We start from the raw sequence: 21,195 nt of genomic DNA on the forward strand, positions 1-21,195 counted from the left end.
CTTTTTCACTGCTGTCGTCTTATACGCTTATGAAACGAACCGTCCAGTTTTTTCTCTTCCTTCTGGGCCGAAGGCGGTATATAAAGTGGACAACGCCCGCGACGAGGTGGCGTTGACGTTCGATATCAGCTGGGGAGATGAAAATGCAGACAAAATTTTAGATGTCTTGAAGCAACACGGGATTCGAAACGCAACGTTTTTTTTATCCGCCTCATGGGCCGAACGCCATCCAGCCGTGGTGAAGCGGATCAAAGAGGAGGGGCATGAAATTGGCAGTATGGGATATAACTTTGTCAACTATACGGAACTTGAGAACGCCAAAATCCGCCAAGATTTAATGATGGCGAAAAAAGTGTTTGACATGTTGGGAATTAAACAGGTCGAGCTGTTGCGTCCCCCTGGGGGGAACTTCAACAAAAATGTGCTGAAGGTTGCTCAGTCCCTCGGCTACACCGTCGTCCATTGGAGCATTGACTCGAAAGACTGGCTCAACCCTGGGACCGACCAAATTGTTGAGAACGTTACGAGGAGCCTGGAACCAGGCGATATCGTGCTCCTTCACGCATCCGATTCGGCAAAACAGACGGTCAAAGCGCTGCCGAAAATTATCGCTTCCATGAAAGAAAACGGCTACAAAAACGTCAACCTCTCCGAGTTGTTGGCGAATGGCGAAGCCGAAAGCCGTGGGATCGAGTGACACGTTCTGACGGTGACCTGAGCTGATGCGGTTGAATTGCGGCGGCAGACAGCCGCCAATCGAAACAATGGTCTTCGGCGACACGCCGTCTTGTTTCGCGGCTGCCATAAGAAAACAGGCGGCGCCTTGCTTTCTTTATTGTTTCGCGCCGCCCGTCAATTTATGCAGTATAAGAAGCTGATATGCATTACATACTAATAAAGGAATCAACATCAAATACAGCCAATCGCGGTCGTTGATGCGCAATACGGGAAACCATTCAATAACCGTAACGACGACCATAAAGAACAAAGCTGGAACGAACGCCCCCTTGTTCGTCTGTGCGCTCTTGACGTAGGCAACAACGAGACCAACCGCCAAAATAAACAATGCGGTCAATAGATACGGAATGATTGAATCCCCCCTGTCCGCAAAAGCCATGTAGCGGAAATACACTAAATCGAACAGCACAAACATAATCAAAACAACCTGCACGGCGTTCCATAGCGAACGGAAGATGCCAAGCCCGAACCGATGGACGGTTAAATAAGCAAAAAAACCCGCCTGACTGATCACGCTGAAAATAAAGCCAACGCCGATATGCCATAAAAAAACAGCCATAAACTCCACCATTTCCAGGCGCAACAACAAGCGCCCGAACTCCTCCCAGTTGAAAACAATGCCGACAGCCGCCGTGGCGATACCGCCGATCAGCAGCGTCGACAAAAATAAACGCACCCATTTGCGGCTGTTCACTGCTTCATCCTCCATCATTTCAGCATAACCCGCTTACCATTTTACCAACGCTCTTGTGAAAAAGCTAGCTCCGATCTCCCTCCATGCATATTTTTTTCACCAACATTCATATTAAGGGTGAGGGATTTTTGCAGAAAGGAGCTCACTTTCATGAACAAATATTTACCGCTCCTCTTGCTCAGTTTTCTCGTTCTTGGTTCCTGTGCCCCTCAAGAAATCAGCCCTCCTCCCCCGGATTATGACGAAACAAAAAAGATGGTTGTTGACATTTTAAAAACCGACGAGGGAAAAAAGGCGATTCAAGATATTATGTCGGAAGACCAGATGAAGCAACAGCTGGTCATAGATCAAAAAGCTGTAAAAGAAACATTGCAGCAAATGCTGACATCTGATCAAGGAAAAAAATTTTGGGAAAATGCGCTAAAAGACCCGAAATTCGCTGAAAGTTTTGCCAAAGGGCTGCAAGCAGAACATGAAAAAATGATGAAGGCGCTCATGAAAGATCCCGATTACCAGGCGCTGATGATCGATATTTTAAAAGATCCAGAAATGGAAAAAGCCATGGTCGATGTCTTAAAAAGCAAAGAGTTCCGCCAACATTTGCAAAAGGTGATCACCGACACGTTGAACAGCCCGCTGTATCAGGCGAAAATTCAAGATATGTTGATGAAAGCAGCTGAAACGGTTCAGCAAGGTGGAGAAAAACAAGGTGAAGAAGGCGGAGGGGAAGGGGGAGAGGGAGAAGAAAGCACCGGCAATCAGCAAGGCGGAGGAGGTTAATCAAACGAAAAAGCGTCCGTGCGCTGAAAACCGCCACCGCTCTAATCGGCGGTTTCTCGCCATCGGACGCTTTTTGCGAAACTGATTAATATTTCGCAACGATTTTGCGGGCGATATCCATATAAATTTTACCGATCGGATGATCTTCTGCGTAAACGGACGGAGCGAAGTCGTCGTCGTTCCAATCCGGCTGCTGAAGCGGCAACTGCCCTAACAGCTCGGTTTGCAGTTCTTTGGCCAACTTTTCTCCCCCACCCTTGCCGAAGACATACTCCCGCTCTCCTGTTTTCCGGCTTTCGTAGTACGACATATTTTCGATCACGCCGATAATTTCGTGTTCGGTGCGCAACGCCATGGCTCCAGCGCGGGCAGCGACAAACGCAGCGGTCGGATGCGGAGTCGTGACGATAATTTCTTTGCACGACGGCAAGAGCGTATGGACGTCCAAGGCGACATCGCCCGTGCCAGGGGGCAAGTCAAGCAGCAAGTAATCCAAGTCTCCCCATTCGACCTCTTTGAAAAAGTTGTTCAACATTTTCCCAAGCATCGGGCCGCGCCAAATGACCGGGGCGTTGTCCTCGACGAAAAAGGCCATCGAAATGACTTTGACGCCAAACCGTTCGACCGGGATGATTTTGTCGCCCCTCACGGTCGGACGCTCCGTAATGCCCATCATGTCTGGAACGCTGAACCCGTAAATGTCCGCGTCAATGAGCCCGACTTTTTTGCCGAGCCGGGCGAGCGCGACCGCCAAATTGACGGAAACGGTTGACTTGCCGACTCCACCTTTGCCGCTGGCGATGGCGATATACGTCGTTTTTTGCTTGTTTTCGCTATATTTCTCGACCACATCGCGCGGCAGTTCGGCGAACCGCAGACCGACCGTCGCAAAGCCCGCATCTTTCAGCTGCTGGACGATCGCCGTTTGCACGCGAAGCTGCTCGGGCGTTCCGGTTTTGGCAAGCGCGATTTTCACGCTGACATGGTTTTTCTCTTCCTTAATTTTGATTTCTTGGATGGCATTCGTCTCTTTAAACGTTTTGTTTAGAAAGGGATCTTTCATCTTTTCAAGAATGGCGCGCACTTCGGTTTCTGTCAACATCGTATTCACCAACCCTTTTGCAAATCAATGGTCGTTTCTACATGTTATCATACCATAAATCGGCAAACAGCCGCCATGTTGGACTTGCTCCCACACTCCCCGTGGTTGAAAAGGGATAATTTTCCGTTCCTTTTGGCGAAACGAGACCGGTCGGTTGTCTCCTCTATTCCAATCATAAAAAAATCCCCGCTACTCGCGAGGCGTATGTTCGTTGGAAAAGTAGCGAAGCACTCCTTTATAAATCGAGGCGGCCAGCTTCGTTTGGTAGCCATCAGACACAAGCAGTTCTCGCTCATCGGGATTCGACAAAAACCCAACCTCGACAAGCGCGCCGGGGATTTTTGCATGCTTGAGCAAATAGACCGTATCAATCATTTTTGCCAGCCGATGCGTATTCTCCAAATTGCGCCGCAATTCCGCTTGAATCAATCTTGCCAGCCGCTCGTTTTCGATGAAAGACCCGTAATAAAACGTCTGCGCCCCTCGCCAACGCGGCGACGGGATGGCGTTGAGATGGATGCTGATGAAAAGATCAGCATTCGATCGATTGACGAAAGCCGTTCGTTCGAGCAAATCCTCCGTTTTCCGTCGGCTGTAGCCGCGTGTTGACGGACCGGCCAAATCCCGATCCGTCTCGCGCGTCATCAGGACGAGCGCCCCTTGCTGTTGCAGATAATCGCGCAGCTTTTTCGCCACGTTGAGTGCGATGTCCTTTTCCAACGCCTCACCCCCGACGGCGCCGCCGTCCGGCCCACCATGACCAGGATCCAATACGATGATCCTCCCCGATAACGGGAGATTCCATGATTTTGTTGATGTCATATTGGAAAATAAAAACGGAAATAGCAAAGTGATCATAAGGGCAACGCCAGCAAAAGCGACCAGCCACTTCCATTTTTCCCTCATTGTTTCTCCTCCCGCACGTTTCCCTTCTCTATCTTATATGGGACAAGGCGCGGGAATAGAACTCATTCAGCGAAGTTTTAGACGACGCCGTTTTTTGCCCCGCTCAAATCCTTCCATCCACCAGTTGCCGATATATTGTTCACACACATCATATAGCGATTGGCTAAGGAAATCGTCGTCGATATTGCCCCAAAAACAAAGAAAATCAAACAGCGTATCGATTAAATATTTTTCTTCTTGAGCACATCGGCAGCGTACGCTGTCCGCTGTCTCTCCATAATAGCCGAATCGGCTGTAGCGAGCACCGAGCAAATACGCTTCAATGGCCAGATCAATGCAGCCTTCCTCAACAACGGATGGGAACATTCGATACGCCGTATAAAACGGAACAAAGTGCTCAAGCGCTTTGGTCCGTAATTTCTCAAGTGACAGTTCGCGCAACATAGTTCGTTCATAGCGAAGCTGCTTTTCCTGCCTTTTTTCCGCCAATGAAGTGATGACTGCCATCGTCTTTCACGCTCCTTTACGATGTAGTGTTTAACGATCAGGCGCATTCATACGTGCGGACGAAAGGCAGAAATAAGCAAAAAACCCAGCCACATTGGCTGGGTTGGGCATCATGCGATTAACGTTTCGAGAACTGCGGAGCGCGGCGGGCGCCTTTGAGCCCGTATTTTTTGCGTTCTTTAACGCGGGCATCGCGCGTCAGTAAACCGGCCCGTTTCAGCACCGTGCGGAATTCCGGATCCACTTCAAGCAACGCGCGAGCGATGCCATGGCGAATCGCACCAGCTTGGCCGGCAAATCCGCCGCCTTGGACGTTCACCAAAACGTCGTAGCTGCCAAGCGTTTCCGTCAATACGAGCGGCTGTTTGACCATTTCGATGAGCGCTTCCGACGGAATGTACTCGCGAATGTCACGCTTATTCACAATGATGCGACCATCGCCCGGGACAAGGCGGACGCGGGCGACCGAGCTTTTGCGACGACCTGTGCCGTAATATTGTACTTGTGCCAAAATCATACCCTCCCTTATGATTATCCGCGAAGTTCATATACTTCCGGTTTTTGTGCTTGATGCGGATGTTCGCTTCCACGGTAAACGTGCAACTTTTTGAACATTTGCCGGCCAAGGCTGCCTTTTGGAAGCATGCCACGCACCGCACGTTCGATCATTTGTTCCGGATAGTTCGTACGCATTTCCAGCGCTGTTCTTACTTTTAATCCACCCGGATATAAGCTGTGGCGATAGTATAGCTTTTTCGTCAACTTTTTCCCAGTGAGTTCGACTTTGTCCGCATTGATGACAATGACATGATCTCCGCAGTCAACGTGCGGGGTGAACGTCGGTTTATGTTTGCCGCGCAACAGCGCCGCTACTTCGCTGGCCAAGCGACCTAACGTCTTGCCAGCTGCGTCGACAACGTACCATTTACGCTCTACTTCATTCGGTTTCGCCATATAAGTCGTACGCAATGTCATTCCCTCCTAAAATAAAAAATGAACAAACAAATGGTCGTTTATTTCAACACGATTATGGTCCGGGGCTAATCGTGGAAAATACATGCCATATGATATAATAGCTTGCTGGCGCGCCAATGTCAAGAAGATGTTACACAAGGACTCGTTGTCTTAAAAAGCCGGGGAAGCCATCAGCCATTTGCCAATGAGTGGTCCAAACATTCAGCCTCATAGTATACGCGCCATAAATACAGTCCTTCGGGCGGCGCGGTTGGACCAGCGAGGCGCCGATCTCTCGCCGCAAGCAGTGTTGAAATGTCGGCAGGAGAACGCTTCCCTTGGCCGATCTCCAACACCGTGCCCACAATAATGCGTACCATGTTGTATAAGAAGCCGCTGCCGACAAACCGAAACTCGAGCATCGGGCCGTCGGCCTTCAATTCAGCCCGATACATGGTGCGCACCCGGTCTTCGATCGACGTTTTTGCGGAACAAAAGCTTGTAAAATCATGCGTTCCATGAAGCAAACGGAGCGCCTCGTTCATCGCGCTGATATGAAGCGAATATGGATGCCATGCGCAATAATGGCGGCGAAACACGTCGCGCTCGGCAGCCGTCCATACTTTATAGCGGTATTCTTTCGCTTTCGCCGAAAAACGAGCATGAAAGTCTGCATCAGCCTCCTGTACAAAGCGAACGACGATATCATCCGGCAGCTGAGCATTCAACGCCTTTTTCCACTGCTCCGAGGAAAGGGAAAGCGGCGTATCAAAGTGGATCACTTGCCCATAAGCATGAACGCCGGCATCCGTCCTTCCGGAAGCCGTCACACGCACTTCGGTCCCTTTATGCATCCGCCGAAGCACTTCCTCGAACTCGCCTTGCACCGTCCGCTTTCCCGGCTGGATTTGGTAGCCGAAAAAATGGGTGCCGTCATAGGCGATGATGCATTTGATCCGTTGTGTCATGGCCTTCCTCCGCTATGAGCGTAATAGACAAAGCAATACGGCTAGCAGCGCCACGGCCGCTAAAAACGCGGTGTCCACTGGCTTCCAAGCGAGCTGGCGGAATTTGGTCCGCCCTTCCCCGCCGCGGTAGCCGCGCGCCTCCATGGCTGTCGCCAGCTCATCGGCTCGTTTGAACGAGCTGATAAACAGAGGCACAAGCAGTGAGACGATGGCTTTCATCCGTTCGGAAAAACGGCCGCCAGAAAAATCAACACCACGGGCCGCCTGTGCTTTCATAATTTTTTCTGTCTCTTCCATCAATGTTGGAATGAATCGAAGCGAAATGGCCATCATCAAGGCGAGCTCATGGACGGGGACGCGCATCTTTTTGAGCGGCCCGAGCAAACTCTCGACGCCGTCGGTCACTTCAATCGGCGTCGTCGTCAACGTCAGCATCGTCGTCATCAATACAAGGAGCAAAAACCTTAGGGAAATAAAGATCCCTTGCTTGATGCCGCCTTCATATATAGAGAGCGAACCGATTTGGTAGATGACGTCTCCTTCCTTCGTCATGAATAGATGCAACAGCAATGTAAACAAAACGACCCATAAAATCGGTTTCAAGCCGCGGACAATGAACGAAAATGGGATGCGAGACAGCGCCGCAAAGGCAAACGCAAACAGCGACAGCAGCGCATACGTTGCCGCATTGTTTGCCAAAAAGACGATCAGGACGTAGGCAAACACGACCAATAGTTTGGCGCGCGGGTCTAAGCGATGAATGACGGAATGACCGGGTACATATTGCCCGATAATCAAATGGCTACTCATGGGCACTCACCTTAGCGAACAATTGCTGAATGGCTTCCACCGTCTGTTCCAACGTTAGGCACGGCGATGGAATGACAACACCGAACCGCTTTTCGAGCTGTTGTTTCAATTTGACCGTTTCCGGCACACTCAAACCGATGGCAGCCAGTTTGTCAGCATCGTGAAAGATCTCTTCCGGCGTTCCATGCCGCCACACCGTTCCTTCATGCATGACGATGATTTCATCGGCGTACCGGGCGGCGTCCTCCATGCTGTGGGTGACGAGGACCGTCGTCAACTGCTTTTCCCGATGAAGGCGATAAAACATCTCCATCATCTCTTTGCGCCCACGCGGATCAAGGCCAGCGGTCGGCTCATCGAGCACAAGCACTTCCGGCTCAAGCGCCAGCACACCGGCGATGGCAACCCGCCTCATTTGCCCTCCGCTCAAGTCAAACGGCGATTTCGCCAGTACGTCCTCGCTCAACCCAACAAGCCGAATGAGCTCCCGCGCCTTCCGTTTCGCCTCGTCTTCTGGCACGCCAAAATTGAGTGGGCCAAAACAAATATCTTTCTCCACCGTTTCCTCAAACAACTGATGTTCCGGGAACTGGAAGACGACCCCGACCTTTTTGCGCAGCGGTTTCAGCTGCTTTGGCCGCTTATTGCTCGTGATCGTCTCTTCGCCGATTTTCACCGCGCCGCTTGTCGGCTGCAACAACCCGTTTAAATGCTGAAGGAGGGTCGATTTTCCCGAGCCCGTATGCCCAACCACAGCGACGTACGCCCCGCTTCGGATCATGACATTGACATCATAAAGCGCTCGGCGGGCAAGCGGCGAACGGGCATTGTACACATGCTCTACTTTTTCGAATACAATGTCCATAGCTCCTCGACCAACTCCTCTGTCGTGAAATACCCCGTTCGAAGCGGAATACCTTGTTCCCGCAGACGGCTGCTCATTTTCACGGCAAATGGCAAATCAAGACCGATGCGTTCAAGCTTGCCTCCGAGCTGAAAGATTTGCTCCGGCGTCCCTTCTGCCATAACCTGACCTTTGTTCATGACGATGATGCGATCCGCCTTCGCTGCTTCCTCTAAATCATGGGTGATCGACAACACCGTAATGCGCTGCCGGCGGTTTAACCGGCGCACGGTCTCTAGCACTTCTTCCCTTCCCCGCGGGTCAAGCATCGATGTCGCCTCGTCCAAAATGATGATATCAGGGCGGAGCGCCAAAATGCCAGCGATGGCGACGCGCTGCTTTTGTCCACCGGACAACCGGTGCGGCTCATGACGGAGAAACGATTCCATATGGACTTCGCGGACGGCGTCGCGGATGCGCTCGATCATTTCTGCACGCGGAATGCCGTTGTTTTCAAGGGCAAAAGCGATGTCGTCTTCAACGGTCGCGCCGACAAACTGGTTGTCCGGATTTTGAAACACCATCCCGACGCGGCGCCGCACCTCCCATACGGTCGAATCATCCAACGGACGTCCAAACAGACGAATGACGCCCCGCTCCGGCCAAAGCAAGCCAATGAGCATTCGCGCGATCGTCGACTTGCCAGATCCGTTATGGCCGACGATCGCTAACCATTCCCCGCGCTCCGCCCTGAAGCTGACATTTTGCACCGCATAGTCGAATTGATTTGGATAGCGAAAGGACACTCCCTCGATTGACAAGATTGGTTCGATCATGATCGTTTCCCCTTGCTTCGCCGCGTTGCAAACGCAGCCTGCTAAATGATGGTAAACAAAAAAAGGGCATAGACCCAGTTCAAACGAAACTGTCTCGCCCTTGTTGAAATGAAACCGTTACACGAGTTCAATAATGACCATCGGCGCCCCGTCGCCGCGGCGAGGACCAAGTTTCATAATGCGCGTATAGCCGCCTTGGCGATCTTGGTAGCGCGGCGCAATGTCGCTGAACAGCTTTTGCAACGCATCTTGACCGGTTTCGCTGTTGGCGACCTCCTTGCGGATAAATGCCGCTGCTTGGCGGCGGGCATGCAGATCGCCGCGTTTGCCGAGCGTAATCATTTTTTCCATGATCGAGCGCAATTCTTTCGCCCGCGCTTCCGTCGTTTCAATGCGTTCGTTGATGATTAAGTCTGTTGCCAAGTCACGAAGCAGTGCTTTTCGTTGCGAAGTCGTGCGTCCTAATTTTCTGTACGACATCAAATGTCCCTCCCTTTTAAAGTGATGTGTTCCTCATGGTGGTCATCATCAAAGCGATATGGTGAAAGCCCGTTTCCGGCTTGCCGGCGGAGGCCGGCTCTTAGTCATCTTTGCGCAGACTGAGGCCGAGCTCAGCCAGTTTCGCTTTCACTTCCTCAAGTGACTTGCGGCCGAGGTTGCGCACCTTCATCATATCTTCTTCCGTTTTTTGCGTCAGCTCTTGAACGGTGTTGATGCCGGCCCGCTTCAAGCAATTGTAGGAACGAACCGAAAGATCGAGTTCCTCAATCGTCATTTCAAGCACTTTTTCTTTTTGGTCGTCCTCTTTCTCGACCATGATCTCCGCATTTTGCGCCTCATCCGTCAAGCCGACAAAAATGTTCAGGTGCTCCGTTAAAATTTTTGCTCCAAGAGAAATGGCCTCTTTCGGCCCGATGCTTCCATCCGTCCACACATCAATGGTCAGTTTGTCATAGTCCGTCACTTGGCCGACCCTTGTATTCTCGACTTGATAAGAAACTCGGGAAACCGGCGTATAAATGGAATCGATCGGAATGACGCCGATGGGCTGGTCTTCGCGCTTATTTGCCTCAGCAGGAACATATCCGCGCCCCCGCTTGGCGGTCATGCGCATACGCAGGCGGCCGCCTTCCGCCAGCGTCGCGATATGAAGGTCCGGGTTTAAAATTTCTACATCACTGTCGTGAGTGATATCAGCAGCCGTGACAACTCCTTCACCCTGCACATCAATCTCTAACGTTTTCTCTTCGTCTGAATAAATCTTCAGCGCTAATTTTTTGATATTCAAAATGATAGCTGTCACATCTTCAACAACGCCGTCAATCGTTGAAAACTCATGCAAGACGCCGTCGATTTGCACCGATGTTACAGCTGCACCAGGGAGTGAAGACAATAGGATACGACGCAAGGAGTTCCCTAAAGTTGTACCATATCCACGCTCAAGCGGCTCGACGACGAATTTGCCGTATTTGGCATCTTCGCTCAGTTCGACCGTTTCAATTTTCGGCTTTTCAATTTCAATCATCGATTATTATACCCTCCTTCAAAACGTCGAGACCCCGATCAAACAGTACACGCCTACCAACATTCCCCCATGAATCTCTCTTTACGCTTGCCTGCCATGGTCTTTATCATATCCCATTATTGACAACGGCGCAAATTCTATACAGGGGCGTTACACGCGGCGACGTTTTGGCGGACGGCATCCATTGTGCGGGATTGGAGTGACGTCTTTGATCGCTGTAATTTCCAATCCGGCGGCTTGCAGGGCACGGATCGCTGCCTCGCGGCCAGCCCCTGGACCTTTGACGTTCACTTCGACCGTTTTCATGCCATGTTCCATCGACGCTTTCGCTGCTGCTTCAGCCGCCATTTGCGCCGCAAACGGCGTTGATTTGCGCGAACCTTTGAACCCCAGCGAACCAGCGCTCGCCCAAGCAATGGCGTTGCCATGAACGTCCGTAATTGTCACGATCGTGTTGTTGAACGTGGAACGAATATGGGCGATGCCTGTATCAATATTTTTTCTTACCCGGCGTTTGCGAGTGTTTGTTCTACGTGCCATTCGTCAAATGACCTCCCTTGCGTGATTATTTTTTCTTGTTTGCTACCGTACGGCGCGGACCTTTGCGCGTGCGGGCATTGTTTTTCGTGTTTTGGCCGCGAACCGGCAACCCACGGCGATGGCGAAGACCACGATAGCAACCGATCTCCATCAAGCGTTTAATGTTCAACGATACTTCACGGCGCAAATCGCCTTCCACTTTCAAGCGGCCGACGATTTCACGAATGCGGCTAAGCTCCTCTTCCGTTAAGTCGCGAACGCGCGTGTCTTCCGATACGCCAGCTTCTTTTAAGATTTTTTGTGCTGTCGGTTTGCCGATCCCATAAATGTATGTTAACGAAATGACTACCCGTTTATCACGCGGAATATCGACACCTGCAATGCGTGCCATATGATACACCTCCTTGGAAATTACCCTTGGCGTTGTTTATGTTTCGGATTTTCGCAAATGATCATGACTTTGCCGCGTCTGCGAATAACTTTGCATTTTTCGCAAATCGGTTTGACAGATGGTCTTACTTTCATATTGTTTACCTCCCTATTGAACGGAGTGCATTCCTTTATTTATATCGATACGTGATCCGCCCACGCGTCAAATCATACGGCGACAGCTCCACCGTCACCCGATCGCCAGGCAAAATGCGAATAAAATGCATGCGGATTTTGCCCGATACATGAGCCAACACCGTGTGCCCATTTTCTAATTCTACACGAAACATCGCATTTGGCAATGTTTCGACGACGGTGCCTTCCACTTCAATTACATCATCTTTCGCCATCGAGCGGCTCTCCCTCCTTCGAATGAGTAACATTGTGTTACGCAAAACCGAACGTGATGTCCATGATGCTCGAGAAGACGTTCGCCCCTTTCCTACTTATAAAGTAGGGGGCTCCTTTCCACAATGCGTCAAAATTTCATATCCATCTTCTGTAATGACAATCGTATGTTCAAAATGGGCGCACCGTTTTCCATCAGCCGTGACGACAGTCCAATCATCGGCCAACGTTTTCACGTAACGGCTGCCGGCATTGACCATCGGTTCGATGCACAGCGCCATCCCTGGCCGCAAAATCGGACCTTTGTTCGGTGGTCCATAATGTGGGATTTGTGGGTCTTCATGTAAGTGTTGACCAATTCCATGCCCGACATACTCGCGAACAACGGAAAAGTGATGCGCTTCGACATACGTTTGAATCGCATGGGAGATGTTTGTTAAACGAGCACCCGGCTTTGCCTCAGCAAGCCCGACATACAGCGATTGCTTTGTCACATCAAGCAACCGTTTCGTCTCGGCGTCGATGTCCCCAACTGGATACGTCCAAGCCGAGTCGGCATGATAGCCTTCATACTGCGCGCCAACATCGATCGTAATAATATCGCCTTCCTGCAATACACGGCCGCCGGGAATCCCGTGCACCAGCTCTTCATTCACCGAAGCGCAAATGCTTCCGGGAAACCCATGATACCCTTTAAACGACGGAATGGCGCCATGGGAACGAATCACTTCCTCCGCGATGGCGTCCAGTTCCTTTGTCGTGATCCCGGGACGAATGTGCTTTTGCACTTCTTTTAATGTAAGGGAAACGATTTTTCCCGCCTCGCGCATCAAAGCAATTTCCTGCGCGGTTTTGCAACGAATCATCGAGCAAGTCCCCCGAGCAATTCACGAATATCAGCAAACACCTTTTCCATTTCCTGTTCGCCGTTAATGTGACGCAAATAGCCTTTTTGCTCGTAAAAGTCGAGGAGCGGCTTCATTTGTTTCTTATTCACCTCAAGCCGATTGGCCACCGTTGCTTCATTATCATCAGGGCGCTGGTACAGATCGCCACCACATTTGTCGCATACGCCCGGTTTTGCCGGTGGATGAAAGACCAGATGGTACGTTGCTCCGCAGTTGCGGCAAATGCGTCTGCCGGTCAGACGCTCCATTAGGACCTCTTGGCGGACATCGATATGGATGACATAGTCAAGCTTGCGCTGGATTTCCGCCAGCATCGTTTCAAGCGCTTCTGCTTGGGCGACCGTGCGCGGGAATCCATCGAGCAAAAAACCATTTTGGCAATCCTCTTTGCTCAGTCGTTCGCGGACGATGCCGATCGTCACCTCATCCGGCACAAGATCGCCGCGGTCCATATACTGCTTTGCCTGCAACCCTAACGGCGTCCCCTCTTTGATCGCCGCTCGGAACATGTCTCCCGTTGAAATATGAGGAATTCCATAAGCCTCGACAATTTTCTCGGCTTGCGTGCCTTTGCCGGCGCCCGGCAGCCCCATCAGCACTAAATTCATCCTAACTCCCCCTATCGGCAAGGGACGATCCCGCTCTTGCCTTCTTTACTTGATGAATCCGCGGTAATGGCGTTTCACCAGCTGGCTCTCAAGCTGTTTCATCGTCTCCAGCGCCACGCCGACGACGATGAGCAAGCTCGTTCCGCCGATTCGTGCAGAAGGCGGCAAGTTCGCAAAGTTCACAAAGAACACCGGCAACACGGCGATGACTGCCAAAAAGATCGCTCCGACCAACGTCAGCCGGTATAAAATTCTCGTTACGTACTCTTGTGTGTTTTTCCCTGGACGAATCCCCGGGATATAGCCGCCTTGTTTTTTCAAGTTGTCCGCCATCTGCTCCGGATTGACTTGAACAAACGCATAAAAGTACGTAAATGCGATAATGAGCACAACGTAAATGATCATCCCAACTGGGTGCGTATAATCAAACGTTCGGCGAATCCACAATGTTACATCATTCGTGCCAAAAAATGATGCAATTGTCGGTGGTGCAATTAAAAACGATACAGCGAAAATGACCGGAATGACTCCCGCTGGATTCACTTTGAGCGGCAAATGGGTCGAGTGGCCACCGACCGGGGTTCGGCCTTCCAACCGCTTCGCGTATTGAATCGGAATTTTCCGGAACGCCTGCTGGATGTAAATGACGCCGACAATGACGGCAACGACCGCCAGCGCCACAAGCAGAAGCCGGACGATGCGCAAAAACACATCTTCCCCGACATTTTCAAACTGTTGGGCGTAAATTTGGTTCAAAACCGTCGGAATGCCTGAGACAATCCCGGCGAAAATAATGATCGAAATACCATTGCCCACGCCTTTCGCGGTGATCTGTTCGCCGAGCCACATTAAAAAGGCTGTGCCAGCGGTCAAGACAACCGCGATCAGCAAATACGTGCCGATGCCCGGATTTCGAATGAGCATCCCGCCAGCCAAGTTGTTAAAGCCGTACGACATGCCGATGGCCTGAATAAACCCGAGCACGACTGTGAAATAGCGGGTAAACTGAGCTAATTTACGCCGGCCAACCTCGCCTTGTTTCGACCACTCCGTAAATTTTGGAACAACGTCCATTTGCAACAGCTGGACGATAATCGATGCCGTGATATAGGGCATAACCCCCATGGCAAAAATTGAGAAGTTTCGCAGCGCCCCGCCGCCGAAAATGTTCAGGACGCCGAATGCATTCAATTCATCTTGCAGTTTTAATACATCCGCGTTCACGCCCGGAACAGGGATGAACGTCCCGATGCGGAACACGATGAGCATAAGAAGAGTGAAAATGATTTTGTTGCGAATATCGCTGACGCGCATAAAGTTGGAGATTGTCCGAAACATTAAATCACCTCAGTTTTACCGCCAGCCGCCTCAATAGCCTCTTTTGCCGATGCCGAGAACTTATGCGCTTTGACCGTGAGTTTTCTCTCGATTTGGCCTTTACCTAAAATTTTCACACCCGATTTCAGTTTGCTGATGACACCCGTCTCAAGAAGCAATTCCGGTGTCACTTCCGTTCCGTCTTCAAAACGATTCAGTTTTTCCAAATTCACAACAGCATACTCTTTGCGGTTGATGTTCGTAAATCCGCGTTTCGGCAAGCGGCGGAACAGCGGAGTTTGGCCGCCTTCGAACCCAAGACGAACTCCTCCACCCGAGCGGGCATTTTGACCTTTTTGACCACGTCCGGACGTTTTGCCGTTGCCCGATCCGATCCCGCGCCCGACGCGGACCGCTTTCTTCCGGGATCCCGGTGCTGGTTTCAGTTCATGAAGTTTCATGGCGAAGCACCTCCTTATGATTATTCCTCGATTTCTTTCACGTTGACAAGGTGGGCCACTTTGTTGATCATCCCGCGGATGGCAGGATTGTCGTTATGGATGACCGTTTGATGCATTTTTCGCAAGCCGAGCGTTCTGACGGTAACGCGTTGGTCTTCCGGACGGCCAATCACGCTGCGCGTGAGGGTAATCGCCAGTTTTTTTGCCATGATCGTTCCCTCCTTATCCTAACAGTTCCTCGACTGTTTTACCGCGCAATCTCGCAACGTCTTCGGCGCGTTTTAATTGTTTCAGCCCATCAAACGTTGCACGCACCATGTTGATCGGCGTGTTTGATCCGATCGATTTCGACAAAATGTCGCTGATGCCCGCCAGCTCTAATACAGCACGCGCCGGCCCCCCAGCGATGACCCCGGTACCTTCGGAAGCAGGTTTCAAAATGATTTCCCCGGCACCGAAATGGCCGATGACTTCATGTGGAATCGTTGTGCCGACGATCGGCACCTCAATCAAGTTTTTCTTCGCATCTTCAATGGCTTTGCGGATCGCTTCCGGAACCTCTTGCGCTTTTCCGGTGCCAAAGCCGACATGGCCGTTTTTATCACCGACGACGACGAGAGCTGAAAAGCGCAGGCGGCGTCCGCCTTTCACGACTTTTGCTACACGGTTGACCGCGACTACACGTTCTTCCAATTCAAGTTTGTTTGGATCGATACGACGCATCGTTGTCCCTCCTTTGTAATTAGAATTCCAAGCCGGCTTCGCGGGCGGCGTCTGCCAATGCTTTCACCCGTCCATGATACAAATACCCGCCACGGTCGAATACAACTTTTTTAATGCCTTTTTCCAACGCCCGTTTGGCGACAAGTTCGCCGACCTTTTTCGCTGCCTCAATGTTGTTCGTCGAATCTAAACCAAACTCTTTATCTAGCGTCGAGGCGCTGACGATCGTCGACGATTTTGTATCATCAATAATTTGTGCATAAATATGTTTATTTGAACGGAACACGCTCAACCGCGGACGTTCAGCCGTGCCGAAGATTTTTTTGCGGATGCGCGCGTGTCTTTTTTTCCGAACCGCGTTTCGGTCCACTTTCGTGATCATCGAATGTCACTCCTTTCGCTTCGCTATGCCGCGTTATTTACCTGTTTTGCCTTCTTTCAAGCGCACCAGTTCGCCTTCGTAGCGAATGCCTTTGCCTTTATACGGCTCTGGCGGACGAACCGCGCGAATGTTGGCAGCCAATTCACCGACGCGCTGTTTGTCTGCCCCTTTGACGATGATTTTCGTTTGGGACGGCACTTCAATTTCAAGTCCTTCTTCCGGCTCAATTTCGACCGGATGAGAATAACCGACGCTCAATACGAGCTTTTTCCCTTGTTTCGACGCCCGGTACCCGACACCAACGAGTTCGAGCGCTTTTTCATAACCTTTCGAAACGCCTTCGACCATGTTGGCGAGTAAGCTGCGCGTCGTGCCATGGAGCGCACGATGATGTTTTTCATCGCTTGGACGCGTAACAGTGATCACATTGCCCTCAACGGTGATCGTCATATCTGGATGGAACGTGCGGGTCAGTTCTCCTTTCGGCCCTTTGACCGTAACCGTGTTGCCGTTGACCGTAACGGTGACACCGGCAGGAATTTCAATTGGTTTTTTGCCGACACGTGACATGTCAAAAACACCTCCATTCTTGAGCAGATAAATTACCAAACGTAGGCGATTACTTCGCCGCCCGTGCCTTTTTGCCGTGCTTCTTTGTCTGTTAAGATGCCTTGCGATGTCGAAAGAATGGCGATTCCTAAGCCGTTCAAAACGCGCGGCACTTCATGGGCTTTGACGTAAACGCGCAGCCCCGGTTTGCTGATGCGTTTCAGCCCGGTAATGACACGTTCGTTGTTCGGACCGTATTTCAAGAAGATGCGGAGAATGCCTTGTTTGTTGTCTTCGATATATTCATAATCACGAATAAACCCTTCGCGCTTTAAAATTTCCGCGATTTCCCGTTTGATTTTCGAAGCCGGGACCTCGAGTTTTTCGTGACGCACCATATTCGCATTGCGGATGCGAGTCAGCATATCAGCAATTGGATCTGTCATCACCATTATGTTTTACCTCCTTCCCAATCAATGGGTTGATTACCAGCTGGCTTTTTTGATGCCTGGAAGTTGGCCTTTGTATGCGAGCTCACGGAAACAAATACGGCACAATTTGAATTTGCGATAGACCGAGTGCGGACGGCCGCAGCGCTCGCAGCGGGTGTACGCTCTCACTTTAAACTTCGGCGTCCGTTTTTGTTTCGCGATCATCGATTTTTTAGCCACGATTTCGCCTCCCTTGCGTTATGGGATCATTATTTTTGGAATGGCATGCCGAGCAACGCCAGCAGTTCACGAGCTTCTTCATCCGTGTTGGCCGTTGTGACGATCACGATGTCCATGCCGCGCACTTTGTTCACTTTATCGTAATCGATCTCTGGGAAAATGAGCTGTTCTTTAATGCCGAGCGTATAGTTGCCGCGGCCGTCAAACGACTTTTTCGATACGCCGCGGAAGTCGCGCACGCGCGGAAGCGAGACCGAAATCAACTTATCGAGAAACTCATACATCCGTTCGCCGCGCAGTGTGACTTTCGCACCGATCGGCATCCCTTGGCGAAGACGGAAGCCGGCGATCGATTTTTTCGCACGCGTTACCACCGGACGCTGGCCGGCGATCAGCGTCAGCTCTTCAACGGCGCTGTCTAATGCTTTCGGGTTTTGCACCGCATCGCCGACACCCATGTTGATGACGATTTTTTCGATTTTTGGCACTTGCATGATCGATTTATAGTTGAACTTGCTCATGAGAGCAGGTACGACTTCATTTAAATACTTCTCTTTCAGGCGGTTCATAAAAGTACCTCCCTTCCTGCGTCACGGTTATTTATCCAGAATCTCACCGGATTTTTTCGCATAGCGCACTTTTTTGCCATCGACAATTTTGTAGCCGATGCGCGTCGGCTCACCCGTTTTCGGGTCGAGCGGCATGACTTTCGAAACGTGAATCGGCGCTTCCTTCTCAATGATGCCGCCTTGCGGGTTGGCTTGCGACGGTTTCGCATGCTTTTTCACAATATTGACGCCTTCGACGATGACGCGTTTTTTCTTCGGAAACGCCGCCAGAATGACGCCTTGCTTGCCTTTGTCTTTGCCGGAGATTACTTGCACTTTATCGCCTTTTTTTACATGCATCGCATTCGCACCTCCTTGAAACGCTGTTCCGTTCCATTAAATAACTTCCGGAGCTAAAGAAATGATTTTCATGAAGTCTTTATCGCGCAGTTCACGGGCAACCGGTCCGAAAATCCGCGTACCGCGCGGGCTTTTGTCATCGCGGATGATGACGCAGGCGTTTTCGTCAAAACGGATGTATGAACCGTCCGGACGGCGCACCCCGCGTTTCGTACGAACAACAACGGCTTTCACGACTTGACCTTTTTTAACAACGCCACCTGGTGTCGCATCTTTGACCGTCGCCACAACGACATCGCCGATGTTCGCATAGCGGCGACCCGAGCCTCCGAGCACTTTAATGACAAGCACTTCGCGCGCACCAGAGTTATCAGCTACTTTCAAGCGAGATTCTTGTTGAATCATCGACGAAACCTCCTTTCGGAATTATCTCTCCGAACTAAGCGAAGAACCATTAGAGAACAACAGCCTTTTCAACGATTTCCACCAAACGGAAGCGTTTTGTGGCCGACAGCGGGCGAGTCTCCATGATTTTCACGATGTCGCCGACTTTCGCTTCGTTATGTTCATCATGTGCTTTATATTTTTTCGAATATTTCACGCGTTTACCGTACAGCGGATGTTTTTTGTACGTTTCGACCAACACGGTGATCGTTTTGTCCATTTTATCCGATACAACCCGTCCAACGTACACTTTGCGTTGATTGCGTTGGCTCATTTCACAAACCTCCTCTCAAACACATTATTTATTGGCAGCGAGCTCACGTTCGCGAATGATCGTTTTCATACGGGCGATGTCTTTGCGCACCTGGCGGATGCGCGCCGTGTTTTCCAATTGGCCTGTGGCCAGTTGGAATCGTAGATTGAACAACTCTTCCTTCAATGCTTTAATTTTTTGTTCGATCTCGGCAGTGGTCAACTCACGGATTTCTTTCGCTTTCATTACGCTTCACCACCAGTTTCTTCACGTTTTACAAATTTGCATTTGATCGGAAGTTTGTGAGAAGCGAGACGCAATGCTTCACGTGCCACTTCCTCAGAAACACCGCCCACTTCAAACATCACTTTGCCCGGTTTGACAACGGCGACCCAGCCTTCCGGCGCCCCTTTACCAGAACCCATCCGCACTTCAAGCGGTTTTGCCGTATACGGTTTGGAAGGGAAAATGCGGATCCATACTTTCCCGCCCCGTCTCATGTAACGGGTCATCGCCCGACGGGCTGCTTCGATTTGCCGGTTCGTAATCCAAGCTGATTCTAATGCTTGCAATCCAAATTCACCGAAATGAACTTCCGTGCCGCCTTTCGCCCGGCCTTTCATCCGTCCGCGATGTTCACGGCGATATTTGACGCGTTTTGGCATTAACATGATTATTTTCCTCCTTCCTCAGCTTTTTTCTTGGTCGGAAGGACTTCTCCACGATAAATCCATACTTTCACGCCAATTTTTCCGTACGTCGTATCGGCTTCTGCCGTTCCATAGTCGATGTCAGCGCGCAACGTATGGAGTGGAACCGTCCCTTCGCTGTAATGCTCCGAACGAGCGATGTCAGCCCCGCCTAAACGGCCGGATACCATTGTTTTGATCCCTTTCGCCCCAGCGCGCATTGCACGTTGAATCGCTTGTTTTTGCGCTCGGCGGAACGATACGCGGTTTTCCAGCTGACGAGCGATATTTTCAGCAACAAGACGTGCATCCAAGTCCGGTTTTTTGATTTCGACAATGTTGATATGGACGCGTTTACCGGTTAATTGCGCGAGCGCTTTACGGAGCGCTTCCACTTCCGAACCGCCTTTCCCGATGACCATGCCCGGTTTGGCCGTATGGATCGTGACGTTGACGCGGTTGGCTGCCCGTTCAATCTCCACGCGGGAGACGGCCGCGTCTTGCAGGCGTTTGCTAATGTATTCACGGATTTTCAAGTCTTCGTGCAACAGATCTGCATAGTCTTTTTCCGCATACCATCTTGATTCCCAGTCACGAATGATGCCGATGCGCAGACCGATCGGGTTGACCTTTTGACCCACGGATTATCCCTCCTTCTTTTCTGAAACGACGATCGTAATATGGCTTGTGCGTTTGTTAATGGCGCTTGCCCGTCCCATGGCGCGCGGACGGAAACGTTTCAACGTCGGGCCTTCGTCGACGTACGCTTGCGTGATGACCAAGTTGTTGACGTCCATGTCATAGTTGTGTTCAGCGTTGGCCACCGCCGATTTCAATACTTTTTCGATGATCGGAGAAGCCGCTTTTGGCGTATGGCGCAAAATGGCGAACGCTTCGCCCACTTCTTTGCCGCGAATCAAGTCAATGACTAAGCGCGCTTTGCGAGGAGCGATGCGAACGGTTCTCGCAACTGCTTTAGCTTGCATATCTAGAACCTCCTCTCATTACCGTTTTGTTTTCTTGTCATCGCCGGCATGGCCGCGGAACGTGCGCGTCGGCGCAAATTCGCCGAGTTTGTGCCCGACCATGTCTTCCGTGATGTAGACCGGTACGTGTTTGCGGCCATCGTACACCGCGATCGTATGCCCGACAAACTGTGGGAAGATCGTCGAACGGCGAGACCACGTTTTGATCACTTGTTTTTGTCCAGTTGCATTCAGTTTTTCGATTTTTTTCATCAAATGCTCATCGCAAAACGGACCTTTTTTCAAGCTGCGACCCATAAGTGAACCTCCCTTCTG

General features: G+C 50.9%; 37 protein-coding genes (1 of these 37 only partly in view). 2 read left to right on the forward strand and 35 right to left on the reverse strand.

Annotation, left to right across the window (positions count from 1 at the left end):
- Positions 1-697: the 3' portion of a polysaccharide deacetylase family sporulation protein PdaB gene (gene pdaB / locus N685_RS0104250; protein ID WP_031406163.1), read on the forward strand. Its footprint begins 59 nt before the window's first position; 697 of the gene's 756 nt are visible here — the last part of the coding sequence; its start codon lies beyond the left edge, outside the window; its stop codon occupies positions 695-697.
- Positions 698-832: 135 nt separating this feature from the next.
- On the opposite strand, the gene N685_RS0104255 is transcribed toward pdaB, so the two are convergent.
- Complete coding sequence (locus N685_RS0104255; protein ID WP_031406165.1) at positions 833-1,432, reverse strand: KinB-signaling pathway activation protein; 600 nt, start codon at positions 1,430-1,432, stop codon at positions 833-835.
- A gap of 150 nt (positions 1,433-1,582) precedes the next feature.
- Here N685_RS0104255 and gerD point away from each other — a divergent pair, with 150 nt between their 5' ends.
- Positions 1,583-2,212: a spore germination lipoprotein GerD gene (gene gerD, locus N685_RS0104260; protein ID WP_031406167.1), complete on the forward strand. Its 630-nt coding sequence runs from the start codon at positions 1,583-1,585 to the stop codon at positions 2,210-2,212.
- Positions 2,213-2,297: 85 nt separating this feature from the next.
- On the opposite strand, the gene N685_RS0104265 is transcribed toward gerD, so the two are convergent.
- From N685_RS0104265 to rpsS, 34 genes are all read right to left on the reverse strand, one after another.
- Positions 2,298-3,314 (reverse strand): Mrp/NBP35 family ATP-binding protein, encoded by a 1,017-nt coding sequence (locus N685_RS0104265; RefSeq protein ID WP_031406169.1) that lies wholly within the window; start codon positions 3,312-3,314, stop codon positions 2,298-2,300.
- Between the two features lie 189 nt (positions 3,315-3,503).
- Positions 3,504-4,220 carry an N-acetylmuramoyl-L-alanine amidase CwlD gene (gene cwlD, locus N685_RS0104270; RefSeq protein WP_031406171.1) on the reverse strand — a complete coding sequence of 239 codons (717 nt, stop codon included), beginning with the start codon at positions 4,218-4,220 and terminating at the stop codon, positions 3,504-3,506.
- A gap of 66 nt (positions 4,221-4,286) precedes the next feature.
- Complete coding sequence (locus N685_RS0104275) at positions 4,287-4,727, reverse strand: YbaK family protein (protein ID WP_031406173.1); 441 nt, start codon at positions 4,725-4,727, stop codon at positions 4,287-4,289.
- Between the two features lie 118 nt (positions 4,728-4,845).
- Positions 4,846-5,238 carry a 30S ribosomal protein S9 gene (gene rpsI, locus N685_RS0104280; protein ID WP_025950570.1) on the reverse strand — a complete coding sequence of 131 codons (393 nt, stop codon included), beginning with the start codon at positions 5,236-5,238 and terminating at the stop codon, positions 4,846-4,848.
- A gap of 20 nt (positions 5,239-5,258) precedes the next feature.
- The gene (gene rplM, locus N685_RS0104285; protein WP_011229651.1) at positions 5,259-5,696 is read right to left on the reverse strand and encodes a 50S ribosomal protein L13; all 438 of its coding nucleotides are present in this window, start codon (positions 5,694-5,696) and stop codon (positions 5,259-5,261) included.
- A 176-nt stretch (positions 5,697-5,872) separates the two neighbouring features.
- Entirely contained in the window at positions 5,873-6,649 is a 777-nt protein-coding gene (gene truA, locus N685_RS0104290) for a tRNA pseudouridine(38-40) synthase TruA (protein WP_031406179.1), read from the reverse strand.
- A gap of 12 nt (positions 6,650-6,661) precedes the next feature.
- Positions 6,662-7,459 (reverse strand): energy-coupling factor transporter transmembrane component T family protein, encoded by a 798-nt coding sequence (locus tag N685_RS0104295; RefSeq protein WP_031406181.1) that lies wholly within the window; start codon positions 7,457-7,459, stop codon positions 6,662-6,664.
- Entirely contained in the window at positions 7,452-8,324 is an 873-nt protein-coding gene (locus N685_RS0104300; RefSeq protein ID WP_031406183.1) for an energy-coupling factor ABC transporter ATP-binding protein, read from the reverse strand. The genes N685_RS0104295 and N685_RS0104300 overlap by 8 nt, the downstream gene beginning before the upstream one ends.
- Positions 8,300-9,139: an energy-coupling factor ABC transporter ATP-binding protein gene (locus N685_RS0104305; protein WP_031406184.1), complete on the reverse strand. Its 840-nt coding sequence runs from the start codon at positions 9,137-9,139 to the stop codon at positions 8,300-8,302. The genes N685_RS0104300 and N685_RS0104305 overlap by 25 nt, the downstream gene beginning before the upstream one ends.
- Before the next feature lie 117 nt (positions 9,140-9,256).
- The gene (rplQ, locus tag N685_RS0104310) at positions 9,257-9,619 is read right to left on the reverse strand and encodes a 50S ribosomal protein L17 (protein WP_031406187.1); all 363 of its coding nucleotides are present in this window, start codon (positions 9,617-9,619) and stop codon (positions 9,257-9,259) included.
- Between the two features lie 100 nt (positions 9,620-9,719).
- Positions 9,720-10,664: a DNA-directed RNA polymerase subunit alpha gene (locus N685_RS0104315; protein WP_011229645.1), complete on the reverse strand. Its 945-nt coding sequence runs from the start codon at positions 10,662-10,664 to the stop codon at positions 9,720-9,722.
- 150 nt (positions 10,665-10,814) lie between these two features.
- Complete coding sequence (gene rpsK, locus N685_RS0104320; protein ID WP_011229644.1) at positions 10,815-11,204, reverse strand: 30S ribosomal protein S11; 390 nt, start codon at positions 11,202-11,204, stop codon at positions 10,815-10,817.
- Positions 11,205-11,229: 25 nt separating this feature from the next.
- A complete protein-coding gene (gene rpsM / locus N685_RS0104325) occupies positions 11,230-11,595 on the reverse strand; it encodes a 30S ribosomal protein S13 (protein ID WP_015373728.1) in 366 nt (121 codons plus the stop codon).
- 20 nt (positions 11,596-11,615) lie between these two features.
- On the reverse strand, positions 11,616-11,729 hold the full coding sequence (gene rpmJ, locus N685_RS0104330) for a 50S ribosomal protein L36 (protein ID WP_011229643.1): 114 nt from the start codon (positions 11,727-11,729) through the stop codon (positions 11,616-11,618).
- Between the two features lie 35 nt (positions 11,730-11,764).
- Positions 11,765-11,983: a translation initiation factor IF-1 gene (gene infA / locus N685_RS0104335; protein WP_031406191.1), complete on the reverse strand. Its 219-nt coding sequence runs from the start codon at positions 11,981-11,983 to the stop codon at positions 11,765-11,767.
- A 96-nt stretch (positions 11,984-12,079) separates the two neighbouring features.
- Complete coding sequence (map, locus tag N685_RS0104340) at positions 12,080-12,847, reverse strand: type I methionyl aminopeptidase (RefSeq protein ID WP_031406193.1); 768 nt, start codon at positions 12,845-12,847, stop codon at positions 12,080-12,082.
- Entirely contained in the window at positions 12,844-13,497 is a 654-nt protein-coding gene (locus N685_RS0104345; protein WP_031406195.1) for an adenylate kinase, read from the reverse strand. Before N685_RS0104345 ends, map begins: the two co-directional genes overlap by 4 nt.
- Positions 13,498-13,542: 45 nt before the next feature.
- The gene (gene secY, locus N685_RS0104350; RefSeq protein WP_031406197.1) at positions 13,543-14,835 is read right to left on the reverse strand and encodes a preprotein translocase subunit SecY; all 1,293 of its coding nucleotides are present in this window, start codon (positions 14,833-14,835) and stop codon (positions 13,543-13,545) included.
- On the reverse strand, positions 14,835-15,275 hold the full coding sequence (gene rplO, locus N685_RS0104355) for a 50S ribosomal protein L15 (RefSeq protein ID WP_031406199.1): 441 nt from the start codon (positions 15,273-15,275) through the stop codon (positions 14,835-14,837). The genes secY and rplO overlap by 1 nt, the downstream gene beginning before the upstream one ends.
- Positions 15,276-15,295: 20 nt before the next feature.
- Positions 15,296-15,484, reverse strand: a complete 189-nt coding sequence (rpmD, locus tag N685_RS0104360) for a 50S ribosomal protein L30 (protein ID WP_031406201.1) — start codon at positions 15,482-15,484, stop codon at positions 15,296-15,298.
- A 13-nt stretch (positions 15,485-15,497) separates the two neighbouring features.
- Positions 15,498-15,998 (reverse strand): 30S ribosomal protein S5, encoded by a 501-nt coding sequence (gene rpsE / locus N685_RS0104365; RefSeq protein ID WP_011229636.1) that lies wholly within the window; start codon positions 15,996-15,998, stop codon positions 15,498-15,500.
- A gap of 19 nt (positions 15,999-16,017) precedes the next feature.
- Entirely contained in the window at positions 16,018-16,380 is a 363-nt protein-coding gene (gene rplR, locus N685_RS0104370; protein ID WP_011229635.1) for a 50S ribosomal protein L18, read from the reverse strand.
- A gap of 33 nt (positions 16,381-16,413) precedes the next feature.
- The gene (gene rplF / locus N685_RS0104375; RefSeq protein WP_011229634.1) at positions 16,414-16,950 is read right to left on the reverse strand and encodes a 50S ribosomal protein L6; all 537 of its coding nucleotides are present in this window, start codon (positions 16,948-16,950) and stop codon (positions 16,414-16,416) included.
- Positions 16,951-16,982: 32 nt separating this feature from the next.
- Positions 16,983-17,381 carry a 30S ribosomal protein S8 gene (rpsH, locus tag N685_RS0104380; protein WP_012820490.1) on the reverse strand — a complete coding sequence of 133 codons (399 nt, stop codon included), beginning with the start codon at positions 17,379-17,381 and terminating at the stop codon, positions 16,983-16,985.
- Between the two features lie 33 nt (positions 17,382-17,414).
- Positions 17,415-17,600, reverse strand: coding sequence for a type Z 30S ribosomal protein S14 (locus N685_RS0104385; protein WP_003247599.1), 186 nt, complete (start codon positions 17,598-17,600; stop codon positions 17,415-17,417).
- 29 nt (positions 17,601-17,629) lie between these two features.
- A complete protein-coding gene (gene rplE, locus N685_RS0104390) occupies positions 17,630-18,169 on the reverse strand; it encodes a 50S ribosomal protein L5 (protein WP_011229632.1) in 540 nt (179 codons plus the stop codon).
- A gap of 27 nt (positions 18,170-18,196) precedes the next feature.
- The gene (gene rplX, locus N685_RS0104395) at positions 18,197-18,508 is read right to left on the reverse strand and encodes a 50S ribosomal protein L24 (RefSeq protein WP_031406207.1); all 312 of its coding nucleotides are present in this window, start codon (positions 18,506-18,508) and stop codon (positions 18,197-18,199) included.
- A gap of 36 nt (positions 18,509-18,544) precedes the next feature.
- Positions 18,545-18,913 carry a 50S ribosomal protein L14 gene (gene rplN / locus N685_RS0104400; protein WP_011229630.1) on the reverse strand — a complete coding sequence of 123 codons (369 nt, stop codon included), beginning with the start codon at positions 18,911-18,913 and terminating at the stop codon, positions 18,545-18,547.
- A 49-nt stretch (positions 18,914-18,962) separates the two neighbouring features.
- On the reverse strand, positions 18,963-19,226 hold the full coding sequence (gene rpsQ, locus N685_RS19300) for a 30S ribosomal protein S17 (RefSeq protein ID WP_031406208.1): 264 nt from the start codon (positions 19,224-19,226) through the stop codon (positions 18,963-18,965).
- A 24-nt stretch (positions 19,227-19,250) separates the two neighbouring features.
- Positions 19,251-19,451, reverse strand: a complete 201-nt coding sequence (rpmC, locus tag N685_RS19305; RefSeq protein WP_011229628.1) for a 50S ribosomal protein L29 — start codon at positions 19,449-19,451, stop codon at positions 19,251-19,253.
- Complete coding sequence (gene rplP / locus N685_RS0104415; protein WP_011229627.1) at positions 19,451-19,876, reverse strand: 50S ribosomal protein L16; 426 nt, start codon at positions 19,874-19,876, stop codon at positions 19,451-19,453. The genes rpmC and rplP overlap by 1 nt, the downstream gene beginning before the upstream one ends.
- Before the next feature lie 2 nt (positions 19,877-19,878).
- Entirely contained in the window at positions 19,879-20,535 is a 657-nt protein-coding gene (gene rpsC, locus N685_RS0104420) for a 30S ribosomal protein S3 (RefSeq protein WP_011229626.1), read from the reverse strand.
- Positions 20,536-20,538: 3 nt separating this feature from the next.
- Entirely contained in the window at positions 20,539-20,880 is a 342-nt protein-coding gene (gene rplV / locus N685_RS19310; RefSeq protein WP_011229625.1) for a 50S ribosomal protein L22, read from the reverse strand.
- Between the two features lie 18 nt (positions 20,881-20,898).
- Positions 20,899-21,177 (reverse strand): 30S ribosomal protein S19, encoded by a 279-nt coding sequence (gene rpsS, locus N685_RS19315; RefSeq protein WP_011229624.1) that lies wholly within the window; start codon positions 21,175-21,177, stop codon positions 20,899-20,901.
- Between the last annotated feature and the right edge of the window lie 18 nt (positions 21,178-21,195).

It is taken from the genome of Geobacillus vulcani PSS1 (assembly GCF_000733845.1).
GTDB lineage: Bacteria > Bacillota > Bacilli > Bacillales > Anoxybacillaceae > Geobacillus > Geobacillus vulcani.